The organism is Pontixanthobacter sp. CEM42 (genome assembly GCF_017812015.1).
Taxonomy (GTDB): domain Bacteria; phylum Pseudomonadota; class Alphaproteobacteria; order Sphingomonadales; family Sphingomonadaceae; genus Pontixanthobacter.
In genome coordinates this window covers 160,761-183,009 of record NZ_JADQTN010000001.1, presented here as the reverse complement: position 1 = coordinate 183,009, position 22,249 = coordinate 160,761, and the positions used below count along the sequence as shown (strand labels likewise).

18 protein-coding genes are annotated in these 22,249 nt (G+C 57.8%); 13 read left to right on the top strand and 5 right to left on the bottom strand.

Annotated features, from left to right (window positions below; translation table 11 throughout):
* The first annotated feature begins 80 nt into the window (after nucleotides 1-80).
* On the top strand, nucleotides 81-1,967 hold the full coding sequence (sppA, locus tag J9777_RS00785; RefSeq protein WP_209346909.1) for a signal peptide peptidase SppA: 1,887 nt from the start codon (nucleotides 81-83) through the stop codon (nucleotides 1,965-1,967).
* A 7-nt stretch (nucleotides 1,968-1,974) separates the two neighbouring features.
* Here sppA and J9777_RS00780 read toward each other — a convergent pair whose 3' ends face one another.
* Nucleotides 1,975-2,622, bottom strand: a complete 648-nt coding sequence (locus tag J9777_RS00780; protein ID WP_209346908.1) for a heme-binding protein — start codon at nucleotides 2,620-2,622, stop codon at nucleotides 1,975-1,977.
* 89 nt (nucleotides 2,623-2,711) lie between these two features.
* Nucleotides 2,712-3,326 (bottom strand): TetR/AcrR family transcriptional regulator, encoded by a 615-nt coding sequence (locus tag J9777_RS00775; RefSeq protein ID WP_348631898.1) that lies wholly within the window; start codon nucleotides 3,324-3,326, stop codon nucleotides 2,712-2,714.
* Between the two features lie 127 nt (nucleotides 3,327-3,453).
* Here J9777_RS00775 and J9777_RS00770 point away from each other — a divergent pair, with 127 nt between their 5' ends.
* Nucleotides 3,454-5,799 (top strand): TonB-dependent receptor, encoded by a 2,346-nt coding sequence (locus J9777_RS00770; RefSeq protein ID WP_209346906.1) that lies wholly within the window; start codon nucleotides 3,454-3,456, stop codon nucleotides 5,797-5,799.
* Between the two features lie 11 nt (nucleotides 5,800-5,810).
* Here the strand turns inward: J9777_RS00770 and J9777_RS00765 are convergent, their stop codons facing one another.
* Nucleotides 5,811-6,053, bottom strand: a complete 243-nt coding sequence (locus J9777_RS00765) for a hypothetical protein (protein WP_209346905.1) — start codon at nucleotides 6,051-6,053, stop codon at nucleotides 5,811-5,813.
* Between the two features lie 61 nt (nucleotides 6,054-6,114).
* Between J9777_RS00765 and serS the strand changes: the two genes are divergently transcribed.
* From serS to J9777_RS00745, 4 genes are read left to right on the top strand one after another with little or no spacing between them, the layout of a single operon-like run.
* Complete coding sequence (serS, locus tag J9777_RS00760; protein ID WP_209346904.1) at nucleotides 6,115-7,395, top strand: serine--tRNA ligase; 1,281 nt, start codon at nucleotides 6,115-6,117, stop codon at nucleotides 7,393-7,395.
* On the top strand, nucleotides 7,395-8,153 hold the full coding sequence (surE, locus tag J9777_RS00755; RefSeq protein ID WP_209346903.1) for a 5'/3'-nucleotidase SurE: 759 nt from the start codon (nucleotides 7,395-7,397) through the stop codon (nucleotides 8,151-8,153). Before serS ends, surE begins: the two co-directional genes overlap by 1 nt.
* 11 nt (nucleotides 8,154-8,164) lie before the next feature.
* Nucleotides 8,165-8,935 (top strand): M23 family metallopeptidase, encoded by a 771-nt coding sequence (locus tag J9777_RS00750; protein ID WP_209346902.1) that lies wholly within the window; start codon nucleotides 8,165-8,167, stop codon nucleotides 8,933-8,935.
* Between the two features lie 6 nt (nucleotides 8,936-8,941).
* Nucleotides 8,942-10,042 (top strand): potassium channel family protein, encoded by a 1,101-nt coding sequence (locus J9777_RS00745; RefSeq protein WP_209346901.1) that lies wholly within the window; start codon nucleotides 8,942-8,944, stop codon nucleotides 10,040-10,042.
* Nucleotides 10,043-10,072: 30 nt separating this feature from the next.
* Here the strand turns inward: J9777_RS00745 and J9777_RS00740 are convergent, their stop codons facing one another.
* On the bottom strand, nucleotides 10,073-10,483 hold the full coding sequence (locus J9777_RS00740; RefSeq protein ID WP_209346900.1) for a DUF1761 domain-containing protein: 411 nt from the start codon (nucleotides 10,481-10,483) through the stop codon (nucleotides 10,073-10,075).
* Nucleotides 10,484-10,560: 77 nt separating this feature from the next.
* On the opposite strand from J9777_RS00740, the gene rimO reads away from it, so the two are divergent.
* Nucleotides 10,561-11,940: a 30S ribosomal protein S12 methylthiotransferase RimO gene (gene rimO / locus J9777_RS00735; protein ID WP_209346899.1), complete on the top strand. Its 1,380-nt coding sequence runs from the start codon at nucleotides 10,561-10,563 to the stop codon at nucleotides 11,938-11,940.
* A gap of 13 nt (nucleotides 11,941-11,953) precedes the next feature.
* Here the strand turns inward: rimO and J9777_RS00730 are convergent, their stop codons facing one another.
* Entirely contained in the window at nucleotides 11,954-13,480 is a 1,527-nt protein-coding gene (locus J9777_RS00730; protein WP_209346898.1) for a hypothetical protein, read from the bottom strand.
* A gap of 85 nt (nucleotides 13,481-13,565) precedes the next feature.
* Here J9777_RS00730 and J9777_RS00725 point away from each other — a divergent pair, with 85 nt between their 5' ends.
* The 6 genes from J9777_RS00725 (at nucleotide 13,566) to J9777_RS00700 (ending at nucleotide 22,147) form a co-directional block, all read left to right on the top strand.
* Nucleotides 13,566-14,363: a transglutaminase family protein gene (locus J9777_RS00725; protein WP_209346897.1), complete on the top strand. Its 798-nt coding sequence runs from the start codon at nucleotides 13,566-13,568 to the stop codon at nucleotides 14,361-14,363.
* Nucleotides 14,364-14,535: 172 nt separating this feature from the next.
* Nucleotides 14,536-15,975 (top strand): glucose-6-phosphate dehydrogenase, encoded by a 1,440-nt coding sequence (zwf, locus tag J9777_RS00720; RefSeq protein WP_209346896.1) that lies wholly within the window; start codon nucleotides 14,536-14,538, stop codon nucleotides 15,973-15,975.
* Nucleotides 15,968-17,779: a phosphogluconate dehydratase gene (edd, locus tag J9777_RS00715; RefSeq protein WP_209346895.1), complete on the top strand. Its 1,812-nt coding sequence runs from the start codon at nucleotides 15,968-15,970 to the stop codon at nucleotides 17,777-17,779. Before zwf ends, edd begins: the two co-directional genes overlap by 8 nt.
* On the top strand, nucleotides 17,779-18,765 hold the full coding sequence (locus J9777_RS00710) for a glucokinase (protein WP_209346894.1): 987 nt from the start codon (nucleotides 17,779-17,781) through the stop codon (nucleotides 18,763-18,765). The genes edd and J9777_RS00710 overlap by 1 nt, the downstream gene beginning before the upstream one ends.
* Nucleotides 18,762-19,376 (top strand): bifunctional 4-hydroxy-2-oxoglutarate aldolase/2-dehydro-3-deoxy-phosphogluconate aldolase, encoded by a 615-nt coding sequence (gene eda / locus J9777_RS00705; protein WP_209346893.1) that lies wholly within the window; start codon nucleotides 18,762-18,764, stop codon nucleotides 19,374-19,376. The genes J9777_RS00710 and eda overlap by 4 nt, the downstream gene beginning before the upstream one ends.
* Nucleotides 19,373-22,147, top strand: a complete 2,775-nt coding sequence (locus J9777_RS00700) for a phosphoenolpyruvate carboxylase (RefSeq protein WP_209346892.1) — start codon at nucleotides 19,373-19,375, stop codon at nucleotides 22,145-22,147. Before eda ends, J9777_RS00700 begins: the two co-directional genes overlap by 4 nt.
* The last annotated feature ends 102 nt before the right edge of the window (nucleotides 22,148-22,249 follow it).

Below are 22,249 nucleotides of genomic sequence, written 5' to 3'. Positions count from 1 at the left end.
TGCTCAAGTGGATTCGGCTGGCGTACAGGGCATTCAGTCCCTAACTAGGTTGCAATATCGGATTTAGAGAGAATTTACATATGGCATTTGCAGGTAAAGTTTGGCGGCTTTTACGGGGTATCAAGGATTTCTTGGCTCTAATCTTCCTGCTGCTGTTCTTCTGGGCAATCTTCTCTATTTTGACTGCGCGGCCTAGCCCGGCATTGGTTCAGGAAGGCGCCTTGCTGCTCGATCTGAAAGGTGTCGTGGTTGAGGAACGCACAGAGGTCGACCCACTGGAAGCTTTCTTGAGCGGCCAAGCACCACTTGCCGAATTCCAGGTTCGCGACGTCGTTCATGCGCTCAATACCGCCGCGACTGACGAGCGGATCAAAACCGTTGTGCTCGATCTGACCAGCTTTGTCGGCGGTGGGCATGTCCATATGCAAACCATTGGCGAAGCACTCGACCGGGTTAAAGCCGCTGACAAGCCCGTGCTCACTTACGCGATCGGTTATGGCGACGATGCCATGATGCTCGCCGCGCATTCGAGCGAAGTCTGGGTCGATCCATTGGGCGGTGCCGTGATTGCAGGCCCAGGCGGTTCGCGGCTCTATTATGGAGAGCTGTTGGACAATCTGAACATCAATGCACGCGTTTATAAGGTCGGCACGTACAAGTCCGCAGTCGAGCCCTTCTCGCGGAGCGACATGTCACCCGAAGCGCGCGAGAATTACCAGCAACTGTACGGTTCGCTGTGGGAAGAATGGCAAGCCAATGTCAAAAAAGCGCGGCCTGATATCAATCTCGATCTCGCGACCAAAACACCCGCCGAGTGGGTGCAGGCGAGTCAAGGCGATTTGGCGCAAGCCGCGCTTGCCGCAGGTATGGTCGACAAGCTTGGTGACAAGGTCGCATTCGGAGCGCGCGTCGCAGAAATCGCGGGTGAGGATGAATGGGACGATGCGCCCGGCACCTTCGCGTATACCGAACTTGGTGCATGGCTGGCCGACAATCCGGTCGATACCGAAGGTGATGCCATTGGTGTTGTTACCATCGCAGGTGAGATCGTAGACGGCGATGCTGGCCCCGGTACTGCAGGCGGTGATCGCATTGCCGCATTGCTCGATGATGCGTTGGATGAAGAATTCAAGGCGCTGGTGGTCCGGGTAGATTCACCGGGCGGCTCGGTTCTCGCATCAGAGGAAATCCGCCGCGCGATCCTGCGTCATAAGGCGAAAGAGATTCCGATAGTCGTATCGATGGCCAATGTAGCGGCAAGTGGCGGTTACTGGGTGGCCACACCCGCTGACCGTATCTTTGCGGAACCGGAAACGATCACTGGATCTATCGGCATTTTTGCGGTCATTCCGACATTCGAAGATGCAGCTGCAGAATGGGGCGTCAATGCAGATGGTGTGCAATCAACGCCGCTGTCGGGTCAACCCGATCTAATTGGCGGGTTCACCCCGGAAGTCGATACAATTCTGCAAGTTTCCATCGAAGACGGCTATAACGACTTCCTCACCCGCGTTGCGGAAGCACGCGGCAAGACCACACAGGAAGTGGACGCAATTGGTCAAGGGCGCGTCTGGGATGGCGGAACAGCACGCCAAATCGGCTTGGTCGATCAATATGGCGGGATCGAAGATGCCTTGGCCTATGCGGCTGAGAAAGCAGGCCTCGAAGAGGGTGCTTGGCATGCGCAATATCTCGGCTACGGGCCCGACGGATATAGCACGTTGCTCCGCAGCTTGTTGATGGATGATGACGCTGATACGGCCCGGCAAAATAGCGATCTATTCGCGATGGTCGCCGGTCAACAGCAAGCGCTCATCGGGCAGGCTCAGCTGGATCTCAACAGATTGCTAACCGTGCGCGGAATGCAGGCCTATTGCTTGGAATGTCCGGTATCGCCGAATGTTGCTGCAGCCAAAACGCCGCCTAAGGGTTGGTTCGCAAAGGCGGCGGCGTTCTTCGCGGACTGAGCTGGGGCTATTCAGCCTCTGCCAGTTCGATCATCACTTCGTTGCGGCGTTGTTCCGGAGGTGTGCCCGGCGCGTCATAGAAGGCATATGTTGGTGACGCTGCTGCGGTGTGTTCGGTCGCCGCCAGATAGGCTTTCAAGTCGCTCTCGTGCTGATCGACTCTCTCCTGCCATGCCCAGCCGGAGAATCGGATCACGGCGACTTTTTTGGCCGGAACCTCAATCAGGGTCACGTCGGGATTATTCGGCTTCGGCAGCGTTTCCATGGTATATTTCGAGGGCATGATAAAGCGCACTTGCCACGTCTCACCATCGCTTTGCTGAGTGACCGGGGAGGTCATCGCGATCTGTTCGCCTTGAGAGCGCGGGTTCGCTTGCTGCGTAACCGGCGATGTCATTGCGATATCTTTCTGGGATAGGTTATTTCCGAAGATATAATCGGCAATGATCCGAAAGCCGCGCCCCATGGCCCGGCGGCGATCGCCGGAAACTTCGGCCTGCGCGACAATCATCGGCGCATATTCGCGCACTTCAATATTATCCGCTGTGCTGATGACAGTATATTGCGGCTGTTCGGTTTGGTCTGCTGCAGCAGCCACTACTGCTGTACCGGCTGCCAAAGCTGCAAGTCCTACGCCCAAATATCCTCTGTCCATTGCCGCCGCCTATCATCTGCTGATTGTGTGTTTGAAGTTCAGGAAACGGAGCGCGCGGCAATTCGTTCCGTTCAAACATGCGGCTGGGACTACTTCGAGTCAGCGATCCCATGCGCCAGCATCGCATTGGCGGCGGCGGCGACTTCGTCTGACGACATGTCGTCTTCCCGACCCCAAATCGCATAACGTAGGCCAAGGAACACGTTCATTCCCATCAGCGCCCATGCGTGTGCTTCTTGCGGATCGGCGCGGAAGTGCCCTTCGGCAGCGCCAGCTTTGAGCCGGTCCAAAATGCGTTCGGCGATTGTCTCGTAATGGTTTTGGTAGCTGGCCGGATCGACAAATTCCGCCTCGTCGATGATCCGGTAAATTTCCTTATGCTCGCCCGCGAAGTCGAGGAAGCCTTTGAGCGCAGCGCGTTCAATCTCCAGCGCCGTCATACGCCCGTCAATCGCTTCACGGGCGGCGTGTTTTACCGAATCGCTCATATCGGCGACCAGCGCGCGGAAGATCGCGTCCTTGGATTCGAAATAGGTGTAGAAACTGCCCAGCGCGACACCTGCGCGGCGCGTAATCCCGCTGATCGAGGCTTCGTGAAAGCCCTTCTCACCAAATTCGACAGTTGCAGCATCAAGCAATTTGCGCAGCGTTTTGCGCCCACGCTCGGTACGCGGTTGCTTTTCAGGCTGCTGTTGAGTTTGCACGATGGCTGCTGACCTTCCCGACCCCATTGAGAGTTTGCGTAGGCGGCAAATCGATTCCTCGCAAGACTAAACTTGAAAGTTGGTTCATATTTCAATATTAAAGAGTCAGAAACATGGGAGAGAATCGATGCGTTTCACCAATCGCACACTAATTTGTAGCTTGATGGCGGGCACCGCCGCGCTTGCTTTCACCGCTACACCTGCCCTTGCGCAGGACATCGACGGAAGCGAAACTGCCGAGGCCGGCAGTGACGATCCGATCATCACCGTCACTGCACGTCGCCGCGAGGAGCGCATCGTCGATGTGCCGCTATCCATTACCGCGGTAAGCGGTGAAGAATTGGCCAAGACCGGTACATTGGAACTGACCGAAATCGGCCAGAAAGTCCCCAACCTCACATTGGAAGTCTCGCGCGGCACCAACACCACGCTGACCGCCTTCATCCGCGGTGTCGGACAACAGGATCCCGTCGCGGGTTTCGAGGCCGGCGTCGGTCTTTATGTTGATGATGTATACATCAACCGCCCGCAAGCCGCCGTTCTGGATATCTATGATGTCGAGCGGATCGAGGTTCTGCGCGGACCGCAAGGTACGCTCTATGGCCGCAACACAATCGGCGGTGCAATCAAATATGTGACCCGCCGTTTGCCTGATGATGTCGAGCTGAAAGTGCGCGGGACATACGGCTCATACAATCAAGCCGATCTGGTAGTCAGCGGCTCCGCGCCGATCTCCGACAGTTTGAAATTCGGCGCAAGCGCGGCGCGCCTTAGCCGTGGCGGTTTTGGTGACAATCTCAACCTGCAGGGCGTCGAGAATTACAACAAAGATGTTTGGGCTGGCCGCGCCACACTGGAATTTGACAATGGCCCTGTCTTCGCACGCCTGTCGGGCGATTATGTGAAAGACAATAGCGAGGCCCGTCAGGGGCATCGCTTGATTCCCGGACTGCTAAGCGGCGCTCCGGTGCTGGATGATGTTTACGATACTCGCGCAGGTCTGAATGTCGTCGATCAGGAAGTCGAAGCCTATGGCGGCGCGCTCAACATCGCGGTCGAAGTGAGCGACACGATCACACTGAAAAGTATCACCGGCTATCGCGAAGACAAATCGACTACGCCGATTGATTTCGACAGCCTGCCGTCGGGCGATCTGGACGTTCCCGCAATTTACGAGAACGACCAGTTTAGCCAAGAATTGCAGCTGCTCTATGAAAGCGACAATCTAAACGGTGTGATCGGCGCGTATTATCTCGACGCGAACGCGTTCACCGCCTTCGATGTGCTGCTGGCCAATACCGGCAATCTGATCAATCTGCCCGGCCTGAATGCGCAAACATTGGGTGATGTGAACACCAAGACGTGGTCGATCTTCGGCGATTTCACCTATGACATCTCCGAGCAGCTGAGCATATCGGTTGGCGGTCGTTTCACCAGCGACAAACGTACCAGCCGAGTCCTCAGGACGACCTTTATTGGCGGGTTCTCCGATCTGTTCCCGCCATCGACTGCCATCCCCATCGCCGTCACGTCGGATTTCAATGGCAGCCAGACATTCGAGGAATTCACCCCGCGTGCCTCGATCAGCTACAAGCCGAACGAGAACCACAATATCTACTTCACCTATTCACGCGGCTTCAAGGGCGGCGGCTTCGATCCGCGCGGCCAGACCAGCGCGGCGCCCGATCTGGACGGCGATGGCGACATCGATTTCGACGACCAGTTCCAGTTCCTCAGCTTCGATCCCGAAACGGTCGATAGCTATGAGCTGGGCTGGAAAGCCTCGCTGCTCGACAACCGCCTGAACATTGCTGTTGCTGCCTTCAAAGGCGATTACACTGGCATCCAGATCCCCGGATCGGTCGGCGTCGATACCAATAATGACGGCGTGAATGACAGCTTCATCGGCATCACCAGCAACGCTGGCGAAGCGGATGTGAACGGCTTCGAATTTGAAGGCAACGCGCTGGTCGGCAGGGATTTTGCCGGTGCGGGAAGCCGCTTCAACGTCAATTGGTCGCTCGGCTATGTCGATGCGAAATACAACCAGTTCATCGACGCATTCGGCAATGATGTAGCGAACCAGCGGGTATTCCAGAATACGCCGGAATTCACGGTCAATGCAGGGTTCGATCTGGGTCTGCCGGTTGCTGACGGGATCGTCGATCTGATTGGCGGGGTTAGTATGCGATCCGATGCCAGCCAGTTTGAAACGCCCAACGCGTTCCTCGATCAGGACGGGTTTGTCCTGCTCGATGCCAGCATTGTCTACACCGCCGACAGCGACCGTTGGTCGATTGGTGTTCACGGCAAGAACCTGACCAACAAACGCTACATCGTGGCCGGATACAACTTCGTCGCAGGCGGCACCAATGGCATGCCATTCGCGCCGACGCTCGGACTAGAAGGTACGCTCACCGGCTTCTACGGCGATCCGCGCCGGGTGTTTGTAACTGGCGAGTTCCGCTTCTAACGGCAACCAACTCAGCCGGACGTTTCTCTCCCGATGCGTCTGGTTTCCCGAGACCGCGCGGCTTCCACAGTGAAGCTGCGCGGTTTTTGGTTCCAGTCTCCATTGGCGAAGATGATGATATCGCCGGGCGCGATATCATTTTCCGCATACATGTCCCACGCCTCATGGATCATATCGGGCAGCCCCCAGATACGTACGGCGTTCCAGTACCTGTCATCCCGAAAGCCGACAAAATGGACGAGGACTTTGCGCATATTCACGCGTTAGCCACAGCGGTGCTTGAGGCCAAACCAAAACGAGTCCATAGCCGCGCCCATGCACGATATCCGATTTATCCGAGACAATCCCGAAGCTTTCGATGCGGTAATGGCGCGTCGAGGGTTGGAACCTGTGGCCGCAAAAATCATAACGCTTGATGAAGCAAGACGCTCAGCCGCCACTGCCATCCAAGACGCGCAGGCCAAACGTAACGGCGCGTCAAAAGCTATCGGTCAGGCGATGGGTCAAGGAGACACCGAAAAGGCCGAGGCGCTGAAGGCCGAAGTGGCCGAACTGAAGCAAGCCATGCCTGATCTGGAGGAGAAAGATCGGCAGCTTGGCGAAGAGCTGAAAGACACGCTGGCTCGCCTGCCCAATCTGGTCGCTGACGACATTCCTGATGGTGCGGACGAAGACGACAATGTCGAAATCAGTCAGTGGGGCGATAAACCGACGTTTGATTTCAAGCCACAGGAGCATGCCGATATGGGACCTGCGCTCGGTATGGATTTTGACACCGCGGCGAAACTGTCCGGCGCGCGCTTCACGTTCCTGCGCGGCGATATTGCGCGCCTCCACCGCGCGCTTGGCCAGTTCATGCTGGACAAGAACACAGGCGAGCATGGCTACACCGAATGCAATCCGCCGCTGCTGGTTCGCGACGACGCGGCGTTCGGCACGGGACAATTGCCCAAATTCTCCGAAGATCTGTTCCAAACGACCGATGGGCGTTGGTTGATCTCGACTTCAGAAATGGTGCTGGGCAATTCTTTCCGTGAGCAGATTTTCGAGGAGCGCGATTTCCCGATGCGGATTACTGCGCTGACACAGTGCTTCCGATCCGAGGCAGGGTCTGCCGGGCGCGATACACGCGGCTTCATCCGCCAGCACCAGTTCGAGAAAGTCGAACTGATCAGCGCCGTTTTGCCTGACGAAAGCGAAGCCGAATTGGAGCGGATCACTGCTTGTGCAGAGAGCGTGCTGCAGGCTTTGGGTCTGCATTATCGCAAGATGATACTGTGCGCCGGTGACATGGGCGCGACCATGATGAAGACCTACGATTTGGAAGTCTGGCTGCCCGGCCAAGAGGCTTATCGCGAGATTAGTTCATGCTCAAACGGCGGTGCATTCCAGCCGCGCCGGATGAACGCACGCTATCGTCCCGAGGGAGCAAAAAAGACCGAGTTCTTCCACCTGCTCAACGGTTCCAGCCTGGCGGTTGGCCGAACGCTTGTAGCGATCATGGAGAATTATCAGCAATCTGACGGGAGTATCGCAATTCCGGAGGTTTTGCAGCCTTACATGGGCGGAGTTGAAAAGCTTGAGCCTGCATCCTGATGCGCATACTCGTAACCAATGATGACGGAATATTCGCACCGGGCCTGAAAGTGCTCGAAGACATCGCCGCCGAATTCAGCGATGATATCTGGGTGTGCGCTCCGCATGAGGAGCAATCGGGCGCAGGCCATTCGCTGACGCTCAATGCGCCGGTACGGTTACACACGCACGGCCCTCGCCGTTTCTCTGTCACCGGCACGCCCACGGACTCGGTCACGCTGGGTTTGCGCAAGGTAATGGACAGTCCGCCCGATCTGATCCTCTCCGGCGTCAATCGCGGGGCCAATCTGGGCGATGACATTACCTATTCGGGCACCGTCTCTGCTGCCATAGAGGGTGCGCTGGCAGGCATCCGTTCCATCGCGCTTAGTCAGGTTCTCAACCGCTCTGCCGAGCACGAGCAATTCGATGCCACGCGCAAATGGGCGGCGAAAGCCATCGCTCCGTTGCTCGACGCTCCGCTGCCCGAGCGCACGCTGGTAAATGTAAACTTTCCACCGATTGCGGGCGAAAAAGTTGCGGGGATTCGCGCAGTCAGGCAAGGATTCCATGACTATTCGCGCGGCTCGGTAGTCGAAGGGAAAGATCCACGCGGCCTGCCCTATTATTGGTTCGGGCTGCATGCGATCGAGCATACGCTTGATCACGGGACTGATCTGGAGGCGATTGACGAGGGGTTTGTATCGGTGACGCCGCTTCAGCTGGACCTCACTCACCACACCTCTCTCGAGGCCTTGGCTGGGAGATATTCACAATGAGGACAAGCCGCGTGAGAAAATGGGCCGTACTACTGGCTGCGCCGCTGCTAATTGCTGCAGGCGATCCAACCACTGAAACCGAACATGTTGTGACCGAAGGCGAAACGCTGGGCGGCATTGCAAATCGCGCGCAAGTGCCCGCCTCTGTCATTGCCGCAGCCAATGGCTTGCAGGAACCATACAACGTACGCATCGGCCAGAAGTTACAGATTCCGCGGCAGAAGGTGCACGTGGTGAAGGACGGCGATACCGGCTTTGGGATCGCTCACCGTTACGGCATCCCCTTCACCAATATCGCCATCGCGAACGGGTTGGAGGAGCCCTACAACATCACAAAGGGCCAACGACTGATCATCCCGGCGGTGATCGAATCCGTTCCCGTACCGCGGCAAGTCCGTACTGAACCCTATTTCCGCTGGCCGCATGATGGCAAAGTGATGCTGGGCTTCAGCCTTCGCGAAGACGGCAAAGGACATGACGGTTTGGATATGAAAGCCAATCCGCTGGATATGGTACGCGCATCGTCTTCAGGCACGGTGGTATTCGCCGATGACGAACCGAAACGCTTTGGGCGTCTGGTGGTGATCGATCATGGCAATGGATGGCGCACGCGCTACGGCCACCTTGCAAAGCTGACGGTCAAACTGGGGGATGTTGTGAAGACGGGCGAACGCATCGGTCTAGCCGGTGATGCAGGTATCGCCACCGAAACCGAGCTGCATTTTGAAATCATGAAAGATAACAAGCGCATTGACCCTGCGAGCAAGCTGCCGCAACGGTAAGCCTGCATGAGCGATAAAATCGACCGTATTGGAACTCCGAAATCCAGGCGCCGAATGCGCGGGCCGAAGTTTCAGCCGCTACGGCGCGCGTCGCGCGTGCCGGTATGGGGTGATCTGGGCATACGGCTCGGGCTCGCGATCTTCCTGCTCGCAATCGTAGTCATGATCCATTGGTGGGATCGCGGCGGTTTGGTCGACAATCTCGATAGCGAAGTCAGCTTCACCGATGTCATCTATTTCACCCTGATTTCGGTCACCACTACCGGTTTCGGCGACATTGTGCCGGTAACGGACCGGGCGCGGATGGTAGAGGCGGTCATTGTGACGCCGATCCGGTTCGCCGTATTTTTTATCTTCGTGGGCACCGCCTACAATTTCATTATGAAGCGCAGCTGGGAGAAGTTTCGCATGAAACGCATTCAAGAGAAGCTGTCCAACCACATCGTAGTCTTGGGCTATGGCGTGTCCGGCTCGGAATCGGTCAATGAGTTGATCGAACGCGGGATGGACGGCAGCAATATCGTGGTCATTGATCCGAGCGAGGATCGTCTCGCCGAAGCTGAAAAGCTGGGCTGCAACATCATGGCTGCCGACGCAACACGCGATCAGACACTCAAAGCCGTCCGGATTACCGAAGCACAAAATGTGCTGGTTTCCGCAGGGCGCGATGACACCTCGATCCTGATTACATTGACAGTGCGCGCTTTGGCGCCCGATGTGCCGATTAGCGTGGTAGTCCGTGCGGACGACAACGAATCCCTCGCCCGCCAAGCCGGTGCCAACAATGTAATCAATCCGGTGCGCTTCACCGGCTTACTGTTGGCGGGTTCAGCGAAAGGCGCGCATATCGCCGACTATCTCGCCGACCTTGCCTCGGTCACCGGACGCGTGCAGTTAGTCGAACGCGAGATTACTGCCGAAGAATGCGGCTGTGCAATCACAGAACTCAGAACTGGCGGTCGCGGGCTGCGGGTCTATCGCGGCGGTAAAGTCCTCGGCTTCTGGGAAGACGAGTGCCAGGATCTTCAGCCGGGCGATATCGTAGTTGAAATCGTCCCGACCGAAAATGGCGAAGAGCGCGGCGACGGCCATAACGGCCACAGCTAAACCGCGCCCTTCCCCAGAGCTCACCGCATCTTACGGCATATAGGCGTGAACCAGCCCCATCGCGATGTAGAACAGCATCCAATATCCTGCATCGATGAAGAACAAGGTCTTGCCCTTCTGCGAGAACAGGTAATTGGTCCCCAACGCCGGAATGATGAAGCCGATCGCTACACCAAATGCCGTCATGACTTTTACGGCCACAGACAGGTCAGTGGCATAGCTCGCAAAAGTATGCGCTAACGTCCAGCTTGCAAGCAGTGAAAACGCAAAAGCGCCGCCATAAATCAGGCCCATATTGCCTTCTTTTATCTGGTCTTCAGTCAGGCCAACAGCGCCCATCCACTTCTTGCCCATTACCGGCCCGTACCAAATGCCGCCAACAATAAATCCGCACGCAGCAGCAAGCACAATCGCCAGCCAGTTCACATCGAATAAGTTCATCAATTCCTCCCAGATGGTGCGACCCAACCAGCGCGGTATAGCGCAAAGACGCTTTCGGGTGTAGGGGCGCGGCCATCATGAACACCACGACTCTTCCCAAGACGCTGGCCGACGCCAAGAAAGTTGGCATGGTTTCCCTCGGCTGCCCGAAGGCCTTGGTCGATTCCGAACGCATCCTCACGCGCCTGCGGGCAGACGGTTATGCGATGTCGCCCGATTATGCCGGCGCTGACGTCGTGCTGGTCAACACCTGCGGCTTTCTCGACAGCGCCAAGGAGGAAAGCCTCCAAGCCATTGGCGAAGCCATAGCCGAGAATGGCCGGGTGATTGTGACCGGCTGCATGGGCGAAGAAGCCGACGCAATCCGCGCCGCGCATCCGCAAGTCCTCGCTGTAACTGGCGCACATCAATATGAGCAAGTGGTCGAGGCCGTGCACACCCACGCACCGCCATCGCAGGGACCATTCGTAGATTTGATACCCCAACCGGATATCAAGCTTACCCCGCGCCATTACAGCTATCTCAAGATCTCCGAAGGCTGCAATCACTCCTGCTCCTTCTGCATCATTCCCGACCTGCGCGGAAAGCTCGCCAGCCGCCGGATCGATGCGGTTCTGCGCGAGGCCGAAAAATTGGTCGCTGCCGGGACGCGCGAACTGCTCGTCATCAGCCAGGACACCTCTGCCTACGGCGTCGATACCCGCCATGAAGAGCGCGATTGGAAGGGCCACCCCGTCCGCGCGCATATGACCGATATGGCCCGCGAGCTTGGGCAGTTGGATATCGGCGACGGAGTTCCCCCATGGGTCCGGCTGCACTATGTCTACCCCTACCCACACGTCGATGCGGTGATCCCGCTGATGGCGGAGGAACTGCTGACGCCCTATCTCGACATCCCGTTCCAGCACGCCAGCCCCGCGGTCCTCAAACGCATGAAGCGCCCTGCGAATGAGGCGAAGGTCCTCGAACGGCTCAAGAACTGGCGCACCGTCTGCCCTGACATCGCAGTGCGCAGCAGCTTCGTCGTCGGCTTCCCCGGAGAGACCGAGGATGACTTCAAATATCTGATCGACTGGCTCGAAGAAGCCCAGCTCGACCGGGTCGGAGCCTTCCGTTTCGAACCGGTCGAAGGCGCACAGGCCAATGCCCTGCCCGATCCTGTGCCAGAGGATATCAAAGAAGAGCGCTATGCCCGCCTAATGGAAGTCACCGAGCGGATCAGCGCCGCCAAACTCGCGGCCAAAGTCGGCAAAACGCTACCCGTCATTGTGGACGAAGTTGGCGAGCCCGACGAGGACGGCGACATCGGCGCGACCGGCCGCAGCCAGGCCGACGCACCCGAGATCGACGGCAATGTCTTCCTGCGCAATGTGCCCGAAACGCTGGCCGCTGGCGATATCATCAGCGTCGAAGTCGAGGAAGCTGACGCGCATGATCTGTATGGTGTCCCGGCTTAGTCATTGGTGCTCGTCAGGTGTCTTTGCGAAGCCCATGCGCAGCAGGCGTATACTCATCCGGGATAGCGCGAGCGTATTTTTCGAAATCTGCCCTCAACTCGGGATAATCGGACAGCAGATCGTTGATACCTGGCAAGATCGACGGTGCGTAGAACAGCTCGAACTTATCGGCTTGCAAATTTCCGATGACACCATCGCGATACCGTTCGTCCGCAATAGCAGTGCGAACCAACGAGGCCGCCTCATCCCGTTTCCCTGCGCACATCAGTCCCGATGCGGCGAGCGTCGCGGAATCCTTCCAGTTCTCTCGCAAATATTCCAACTCAGCTTCTGCTTCGGCGTCGCGCCCTAGCTTGGTCAGCGCGCACGCATGATCTTCTGCCACGATCATCTTTGCATATGGTGAGCCGTTCTCCTTTGCGACCTCGCGTGCGAGTTTCGCCGCCTCAAGGCCTTCTTCCCAACGCCCTCTGCCGATCAAGCGCGAAGCGCGATTGATGACGAAATTGACGACCCAGTAATTCTCTTCGTAGTCAATCGCAGCCAATGCGTCGAACACCGCGTCTGCCTTGTCGGTCTCACCCAATGCATCATAAGCGTATGCCTGAATGTTGAGCGCCCAACCGTCACCTTCCTTGATCGTATCGAGATCGTCCTGTTTATTCCGCCAACTCTGCGCAAGCTTGACCGCCTCATCGAAGCGTCCTTCGAAATGCAACGCGTGCGCGGCGTCGGAGAAACGATCCCGGTCCCCTTCATTGGTATCGAGACGGGCCAAAGCCCAATCCGAGAACTCGGCGGTGATCGCTGTCAGGCCGACACCAGCACGCTCTTCGATCTGTGGCCAAAACGGTTCTAACCGCCGATCGGCAAGCATATCGGTATAACTTCTAGGGCGCCGGATTAGAGCCAACATACCGTCGACATTTACGGTTTCGTCCGACGCCGACGCGGAGATCAGCGCGTTGCGCGCCAAGCTGCTTTGCAGATCGATGTCGAATAGACCCAATTTGCCGCTATTCGCCCAGTGCAAAGCAAGAGCCTCATACTCCGTTGTGGTCCCCTGCTCATTGAGCATCCGGCCAACCGCCCAGAGCTGCTCTCGACCCAATCCGGACATTTGCTTGTCAGTCAGACCGCGCAGCCGTTCCAATGCGGCGGGTGCATCCTCGGACTGTCGCGCAAAGTACAATCCAAGACCCGTGAAATCCTGTTCGGGCGACAAAGCTTCAAGTTCAGCGACCTTCGCTGCACCCAGGGCGTATTCATCATTCTCGTCGGCACACAACGCTTCGGCCAGAAGCAGTCCACTCTGTATAAAATCCCGACCAGGAATCCGTTTGTTGAGCTCCGCGTGGACTGGGACGCCCACCGTGCAGGCCCTGTCAGTCCATGGATTTCTGCGATCCTGCAAGACGTCGACAAGTTCATTCACGGTCATGCTCTCGACATCGACAGACTTGTCGTCCTGCGCCGCCGCGACAGCGCTAGGGCCCGCCACCAAAACACAAGCCGCGACAAGAATTCCCAAATGTCTCATAAATGCCTCCCGTTAACCCACACCATGCCGATTCTCGAAAGAAATCAAAGCGAAACTTTGCAACCTGCTCAGGCCTTACCCCATCATGCCCATAACCATCTCCGCCCAATTCGCCTTCTCCACCGCCGAGCCGACCGATATTCTGCTGCAATTCGAGGCAGCGGCGATACCGGAGCAGCGCTTGCTGTCTGCGGAAACTTTTCTGCCCGAGGCTCAGCACTTCGCGCGCGTGGCGGCGGGGGATGATATTGGCGAGCGAATTTGGCTGAGTGTTGATGGGGAATATGCGGTTCAATATCAGGCGGAGGTGGAGCTCAACCGGCTACTCAGCCCGATCAGTTCTCTGAACCGTGTCGAACCGCATAATCTGCCCGCAGAGGCGGTGAAGTATTTGTTCGACTCGCGCTATTGCCAAGCGGACCAGATGCAGGGCTTTGTTCAAGATGAATTCGGCGACCTAGCGGGCGGCGCACGCATTATGGCGATGCATGAATGGGTCGCAAACCACTTCACTTACACGCCCGGGAGCTCCAACGCTTCCACCACTGCGGTCGACAGCTTTGTCGAGCGGCGCGGTGTGTGCCGCGATTATGCGCATGTGATGGTAACGTTAGCGCGGGCTAGCGCGATCCCGGCGCGCTTTGTCAGTTGCTTTGCCCCGCAAGTGACGCCGCAGGATTTTCACGCGGTTGCCGAGGTGTTTCTATCCGACCCGACGATTGCTGGCGGCGGCGCTTGGTATCTGATCGACGCCACCAATATGGCCAATGCGGAAGACATCGTGAAGATCGGTGTTGGGCGCGATGCTGCCGATGTCAGCTTTATGACCAGCTTCGGGCCGAGCAACTTTCTGTCGAACGAAGTGGCCGTCTCCGCCAGCTAACTCCCCCGTCTAACTTCGGCACCCAACTCCCACAGCGCCTTGGCGCTATGAATACATATGCGGCCACACGAAAGGCGCATCATGCGGGGTGCATGGTGCGAAGGCGAGTGCTACACCTGCGGCTTACCCACTCACGTAAATTGGGAGATGCCAAATTGGGAGATAGGCACGCATGAATTTTACGGCTGACAAGCTGCTGCTATTCGGAGCGACCGGCGATCTGGCACAGCGTATGCTGCTGCCCTCGCTCGCTGCATTGCACGCTGACGAGTTGATTGCGGATGATGTGAAGATCATCGGCACGGCGCGATCTGACCTGACCGACATCGAGTTTCGCAACTTTGCGCGCGAAGCCTTGGAAAAATACATGCCTGCCGACCGGCGCAGCGGGATGGCCGATTTCCTCAATCGTTTGAGCTACCAGCCGCTCGATGCGACCAGCCTTGAAGGATTTAGCGATCTTGCGGCAAAAGTCGGCGAGCCTGAGCGCGGCTTGGCAATTTTCCTCTCCACTGCGCCCAGCCTGTTTGAGCCGACCATTAAGGGTCTGCAACATGCCGGTCTGGACGGCGAGAACGTGCGGATGTGCCTCGAAAAACCGCTTGGCACCGATCTGGAAACCAGCTGCGAGATCAACGATGCGGTTGCCGCTGCCTTCCCCGAAGAACGGATTTTTCGGATCGATCACTATCTGGGCAAGGAGACGGTGCAGAACCTGCTTGCGCTGCGCTTTGCCAACATCATGTTCGAACCGTTGTGGAATGCCGCGCATATCGACCATGTGCAGATCACTGTCGGGGAAACGGTCGGTCTTGAAGGACGCGTGGCGTTCTATGACGATGCAGGCGCGATCCGTGACATGGTGCAGAACCATATGCTGCAATTGCTTGCGCTAGTTGCGATGGAGCCACCGTCAGATTTCGATGCGACCGCTATACGTGACGAGAAAGTCAAAGTGCTCCGTTCCTTGCGCGAAGTGGCAGCGGGCGAAACCGTCACCGGCCAATATCGCGCAGGCGCAATTGGCGGCGAAGCCGTTCCCGGATATGATGACGAGCTAGGCAAAGATTCAGGCACCGAAACCTTCGTCGCGATCAAAGCGCATGTCGACAATTGGCGCTGGAAAGGCGTGCCGTTCTACATGCGCACCGGCAAACGCCTGCCCGAGCGCGTGACGGAGATCGTCGTACAATTCAGCCAGGTGCCGCACTCTATCTTCGAAGGAAAAGGCGCGAAGATGGACCCGAACCGGCTGGTAATCGGCATCCAGCCCGAAGAGAACGTGCAGCTATCGATGATGGCCAAAGTACCTGGACTGGGTCGCGATGGTATTCGGCTGCGTTCTGTTCCACTCGATATTTCGATGCCCGATGCCTTTGTCGGCCAGCACAAGCGAATTGCCTATGAACGGCTTCTGCTCGATCTGATCGAGGGTGATCAGACGCTGTTCGTCCGCCGTGATGAAGTTGAAGCACAATGGGAATGGATCGACGCAATCCGTGCCGGCTGGGCCGAACAAGGCCTGGCACCACAGACCTACACCGCCGGCAGTTGGGGGCCGAGCGCCGCCATTGCTCTCGCCGAAAAAGACGGGGTGAGCTGGTATGAGTAATCTGCACGACACACTCCACGCAGTCACGGAGCGCGTTATCGCGAAGTCGAAAAGCAGCCGCGGCCGCTATCTCGAACTGATTAAGCGCGAAGCTGACAACCAGCCGGATCGTAATGCTGTGTCCTGCTCCAACCTCGCCCATGCCTATGCGGGCGCGGAGGAGGACCAGAAGGCGTTGATGGCGCATAAGGGCGCCAATATCGGGATCGTCAGCGCCTATAATGATATGCTGTCCGCGCATCAGCCTTATGGTCGCTATCCGGAACGCCTGAAAATCTATGCCCGCGAAGTCGGCGCGACGGCGCAAGTCGCTGGTGCAACTCCCGCCATGTGTGACGGTGTGACGCAGGGTGAGAACGGTATGGAATTGTCGTTGTTCAGCCGCGATGTGATAGCGCTCAGCACCGGCGTCGCGCTTAGTCATGCGATGTATGACGGTGCGCTGATGCTGGGCATTTGCGACAAGATCGTACCGGGACTGCTGATCGGCACGCTGCGCTTCGGCCATTTGCCTGCGATTTTTGTGCCCAGCGGTCCGATGCCCAGCGGTATTTCTAACAAGCAAAAGCAGGCGACCCGCCAACTTTATGCAGAGGGTAAAGCGACACGCGCAGAATTGCTTGCAAGCGAATTGGGGAGCTATCACTCACCTGGCACTTGTACCTTTTACGGCACTGCCAATTCCAATCAGATGATGATGGAAATGATGGGTCTGCATATTCCGGGCGCGGCCTTCATCCAGCCGGGCACCAAGCTGCGTCAGGCGCTGGACCGGGAAGCTGTGCACCGCGTTGCAGCCATCGGTGTTGACGGCAATGACTATCGCCCAATCGGCCACTGCGTCGACGAAAAAGCGATTATTAACGCCGCTGTCGGTCTGCTGGCAACGGGTGGATCAACAAACCACGCGATCCATATTCCGGCAATGGCGCGCGCTGCGGGCGTGCAGCTCGATTGGACCGATTTGTCTGAACTTTCCTCGGTCGTGCCGCTGCTGGCGCGCGTTTACCCCAATGGATCGGGCGACGTGAACCATTTCCACGATGCCGGCGGCATGGGCTATGTGATCAAGGAATTGCTCGATGCCGGATTGGCGCATCAAGACATTCTGACCGTCGGTGACAGCGATCTGACCCGCTATGGCGAAGAGCCCGGACTCGATGGCGATGCGCTAACGTGGCGCGAAGTGGGCAAAAGCGGCGACGATACCATGCTACGCCCCGCTGGCGATCCATTCCAAAAGGATGGCGGCATGCGTTTGGTCGAGGGCAATCTCGGCCGCGCAACTTTCAAAACCAGCGCCGTATCCGAAGACCGTTACACCGTTGAGGCACCCTGCCGCGTATTCAACCGTCAGGAAGATGTAAGCGCCGCATTCAAAGCAGGCGAGCTGGACCGAGACGTTGTGGTCGTGGTTCGTTTTCAGGGCCCGCGCGCCAATGGCATGCCGGAACTTCACTCGCTGACCCCGCCTCTCGCCGTGTTGCAGGACCGCGGATACAAAGTCGCGCTGGTGACCGATGGCCGCATGTCGGGCGCATCTGGCAAGGTTCCCGCTGCGATCCACTGCACGCCAGAAGCTTTGGGGGGCGGACCGCTTTCGAAATTGCAGGATGGTGATGTTGTGCGACTGTGCGCAAACACGGGCGCTCTCACCACTACCGCTGATTTAGATCACCGCGACGCAGCAAGCGATCCGTCTGCCAATGATGGCTTCGGCCGTGAGCTATTCGCAATGTTCCGCGCGCATGCCGATGGCGCAGAGCAAGGTGGTTCCTCCATGCTCGCGCAGGCTGGGCTGTAATGGCTCGGGAACTCGTCGCGGTTGATATTGGCGGCACACATGCCCGCTTTGCCATCGCGACTATTGCCGACAGTGGCGCAATCACACTGGAGGAGCCTGAAACGCTACACACCAGCGATCATGTGAGCTTCCAGACCGCGTGGGAAGATTTCCGTGAGCGCAAGGGTGGCACTTTGCCGAATGCCGTCTCAATGGCGGTTGCAGGCCGCGCCGATGGCGAAGTCATCCGTTTCACTAACAATCCATGGATCATCCGCCCCTCTCTGATCAAAGAAAAGTTGGGCTGCGACCAGCACGTCATCGTTAATGATTTTGAAGCCGTCGCCCATGCGGTTGCGCGCGCTGATGATGACCAGTTCATTCATCTAACCGGACCGGAAGGCGCGCTGCCGTCAACCGGAAGGCTGAGTGTGCTCGGCCCCGGGACAGGGCTCGGCGTTGCGCATCTCTACCGCGAACCTACCGGCGAATACCGCGTACAAGCGACCGAAGGTGGGCACATCGACTTTGCACCACTCGACTCTATCGAAGATGCAATCCTCGCGCGGCTGCGCAAGCGGCACAATCGCGTTTCGGCGGAACGGGTGGTTTCCGGTCCCGCTATCAGCGACATTTACCAAACTCTCGCCGCACTCGAGGGCAAACCCGTAACCGAGGAAGACGACATCGCCATCTGGACCCGAGGGCAGGATGGCAGTGACAGCCTTGCCGCCGCCGCAGTGGACCGGTTTTGCCTGTCTTTAGGCAGTGTCGCAGGCGACCTTGCGCTGGCTCATGGCGCAGCAGGCGTCGTGATAGCTGGCGGTCTTGGCTACCGCATTCGTGACACGCTCACCGCATCCGGCTTTGCCGAACGCTTCCGCGCCAAAGGTCGGTTTGCCGGTTTAATGGCGACCATTCCGGTCAAACTTATTATTCACCCGCAGCCCGGCCTGTTCGGCGCAGCGGCAGCATTTTCCACCCAATATTCTGGAGCCAATCAATGAGCGATATCGAAACCATCATGCGCACTGCGCCCGTAGTACCCGTGATTGTCATCGAAGATGTCGCTCATGCGGTGCCCATGGCAGAGGCGTTAGTGGCAGGTGGTCTACGCTGCCTCGAAGTCACTCTACGCACGCCGCAAGCCTTGGATGCAATCAAAGCGATGAAGCAAGTCCCCGGAGCGATTGTCGGCGCAGGCACTGTGACCAATCAGGAAGAGCTGGAAGACGCTTTGGAAGCCGGCAGCGAATTCATCGTTTCGCCCGGCCTGACCGAGACATTGGGCCGCGCGGCGATCCGCCATGGCGTGCCTTTTCTGCCGGGCATCGCCAACTCTGGCGACATTATGCGCGGGCTTGATCTTGGTCTAACGCACTTCAAATTCTTCCCCGCAATGGCGGCGGGCGGATTGCCAGCGCTCAAAGCACTCGCTGCACCGTTTGGCCAATGCCGTTTCTGTCCGACCGGCGGCGTCAATCTGGCGAACGCGCCCGAATGGCTCGCTTTCGATAAAGTGCTGTGCGTCGGCGGAAGCTGGGTCGCTCCAAAAGGAGAGCCGGATATCGCGAAAATCGAAGAAATGGCGCGCGAAGCAGCAGGTCTCAACGGATGAAGAGCGTTGCCGATCTTACCAAGCGCCTGAGCGAACTACATCAGCAGACGCGGGAAACACCGTTGTTCAATCCCGTGTTCCAACTCTCGCTCGATCTGTCGCGCGAGCTGGAATCGCAGAAAATCAGCCTCGACGATATCGAGCGGATGATTGCCGAGCTGGAATGCGGATCGTTGAAAAGCCGTGCGGGCCGGCTGAGGAGTAATCTCGCGCCGATATCGCCGGAAGCAAATGACGCAGCACTGGCAGAATTGGGCGGCGACGATTTTGACGCGTTCCGCGCTCGCTGGGAGAACCCCGGCCTGCATGCAGTGTTTACTGCGCACCCCACATTCCTGCTGACACCGGAACAGACTGCGGCAGTCGCTCAATCTGCTAGCAGCGATGCCGAAATTACTGACGACACCTGTGTCGCGACATCCGAACGTCCAACAATCTCGCTAAGCTACGAACATGACCGCGCAATGCAGGCGATTGCCCATGCGCAAGATGCGCGTGACCGGATCGTCTCCAATGCGCTTGGCCAAGCTGCGGAAGCTTTCCCTAGCAAGTGGTACGAAGCCAAGCCGCTGCCGTTCCGGTTCGCCAGCTGGGTCGGATACGACATGGATGGCCGAACCGACATCAAATGGTTCGATTCCATTGGCTTCCGCCTGTCTGAAAAAGCGCAACGACTGGAACGTTACGTCTCTACACTACAGGCAATCGACGATGCCCATCCACTGCTTGAAACACTACGGAATGCGCTTTCGTACTCACAAGATCGCGCGGCTGATTTCGGCGAGGATTTGTCCGAGCCAGCCGCCCTTTCGAAAGCTGCGAACACCCTGACGGCTGATCACCCGCATAAACTGCTCTCACTAGCGCCAGTGATTGAACTGCTGGAAGCAGAGGCAGTTGGTTCTGATACGCAGCGCGCGATTGGCTTGAAGACACTTGCCGCAGCAATGCGTGCCGATGGCTTGGGGATGGGTTGGATCCACTTCCGCGTGAACTCCAGCCAGTTGCATAATGCTATCCGCCGCCGGATTGATCCGGACAACACGCTTGATCTGGGCAGCAAAGGCGCGATGGCGACCCTGCGCGAATTGCTGGAGAAAGTTCAGCCGCTGCGGTCAAACTTCGCTGCACTGGCTATCGAAAGCAGCACCGCGATCCGTCAATTCCTCGCAATGGCGCAAATCATCCAGCATGTGGATGGCGATGCCCCGATCCGGATGCTGATTGCGGAGTGTGAGCAGCCCTCCACCATTCTTGCCGCGCTGTATTTCTCGAAACTGTTCGGGATTGAAGACATGGTCGATGTCTCACCTTTGTTCGAGACCGAAAGCGCGCTGGAGCATGGCGGGCGGTTCCTCGACGCGCTTCTCGCAGAGCCAATTTATCAAGAATACGCGCGCGGTCGCGGCCGTATCGCGATCCAGACTGGTTTCTCTGATGCAGGCCGCTTTGTCGGGCAGATCCCCGCCAGCCTGGCTATCGAACGCCTACAGGGCCGCCTTGCTACAGCGATGAAGGACAACGGACTGACCGATGTCGCTGCGCTGATATTCAACACGCATGGCGAAAGCATGGGCCGCGGCGCGCATCCGGGCGGATTTGCTGACCGGCTGGCATGGCCGCTAAGCCCATGGACGCGGCGGCGGTTTGTTCGTGCGGGCATCCGTTTGGAACCCGAAGTCAGCTTCCAGGGCGGCGACGGCTATTTGCACTTCGCCACGCCTGAGTTAGCGCTGGCGACCCTCACCCGTATCGCCACACTCGATCCGGCGCATACCGATCCCGATGCGCCGACAGACCAATTCTATCGCCGTACTGATCTCAGCCTCGATTTCTATCGCGCGGTTCGCAAGCACCAGCGCGATCACCTTGAGAGTCAGACTTACAGCCGCGCGCTAACCGCATTTGGCCTTGGCCTGCTCAACAGCACTGGTAGCCGGGTCTCTCGCCGTCAGTCTGATCTCAGCGCTGATCGCGATATGAATTTGCGACAAATCCGCGCGATCCCGCACAACGCAATTCTTCAGCAGCTCGGCTATCCGATTAACATCATTTCGGGCATCGGCAGCGCGGCGGATGGCAACTACGAAGACCTCGCTGCACTGCTAACCGAGAGCGAGCGCGGTAAGCAGCTCATACGATTGGTGCGGGCTTCCAACGCGCTGGCCAGCATCAAAACCGTTGCCGCTTTCGGGGAGTTGTTCAACTCCGCCTATTGGGCAAGCAGACCCTATCGCGGAACCGAGAGCCATCTGTCGGATGCTTGCGAAACGCTCGCCGAGTATCTGACCAAGGACGATCGGACGGGTGTATTCCGCCGTCTCGCCTCTCGCTTGAGAGTCGATGCGCTGAAACTGCACCGCTTGCTCGATATGATTCCGGATGAAGCGCCACTGGATGATCGCGAGAATATCCGCCGGTCTATCGGTGCGCTGCAGGCGCTTCGGCTGACGCTGCTCCAACATATGTTCCTGAAAGCGGTATCGATCCCGGCCTTTAGCCGCGCCAACGATATCAGCCGCAATGATGTGCTGGAAATGGTGTTCACCCTGCGGATTGACGATGCGCTGGCACAGCTTCGCCGCGCCTATCCGACTAGCTTTCCGGGTCTCGACAATTTCTCCGTAGATGAGCCTAGCGATTATCCCGATGGTGCTGGCGAAGGCTACACCGCAATCCAGCGCGATTATATCGATCCGTTAGAGCGCGCGTATCAGCTCAGCCTGCGGATCAGCACCGCGATTGCCAATCAATTCGGTGCGCATGGGTAGTTCGCACTGATATTCGACAGTAATTTTGGCCGGAAAAGGCGTTTCGTAACGGGACGCCTTCATCCGTATACTGGAAAATTTAAGGGTTTTCGTGCAGAGCTA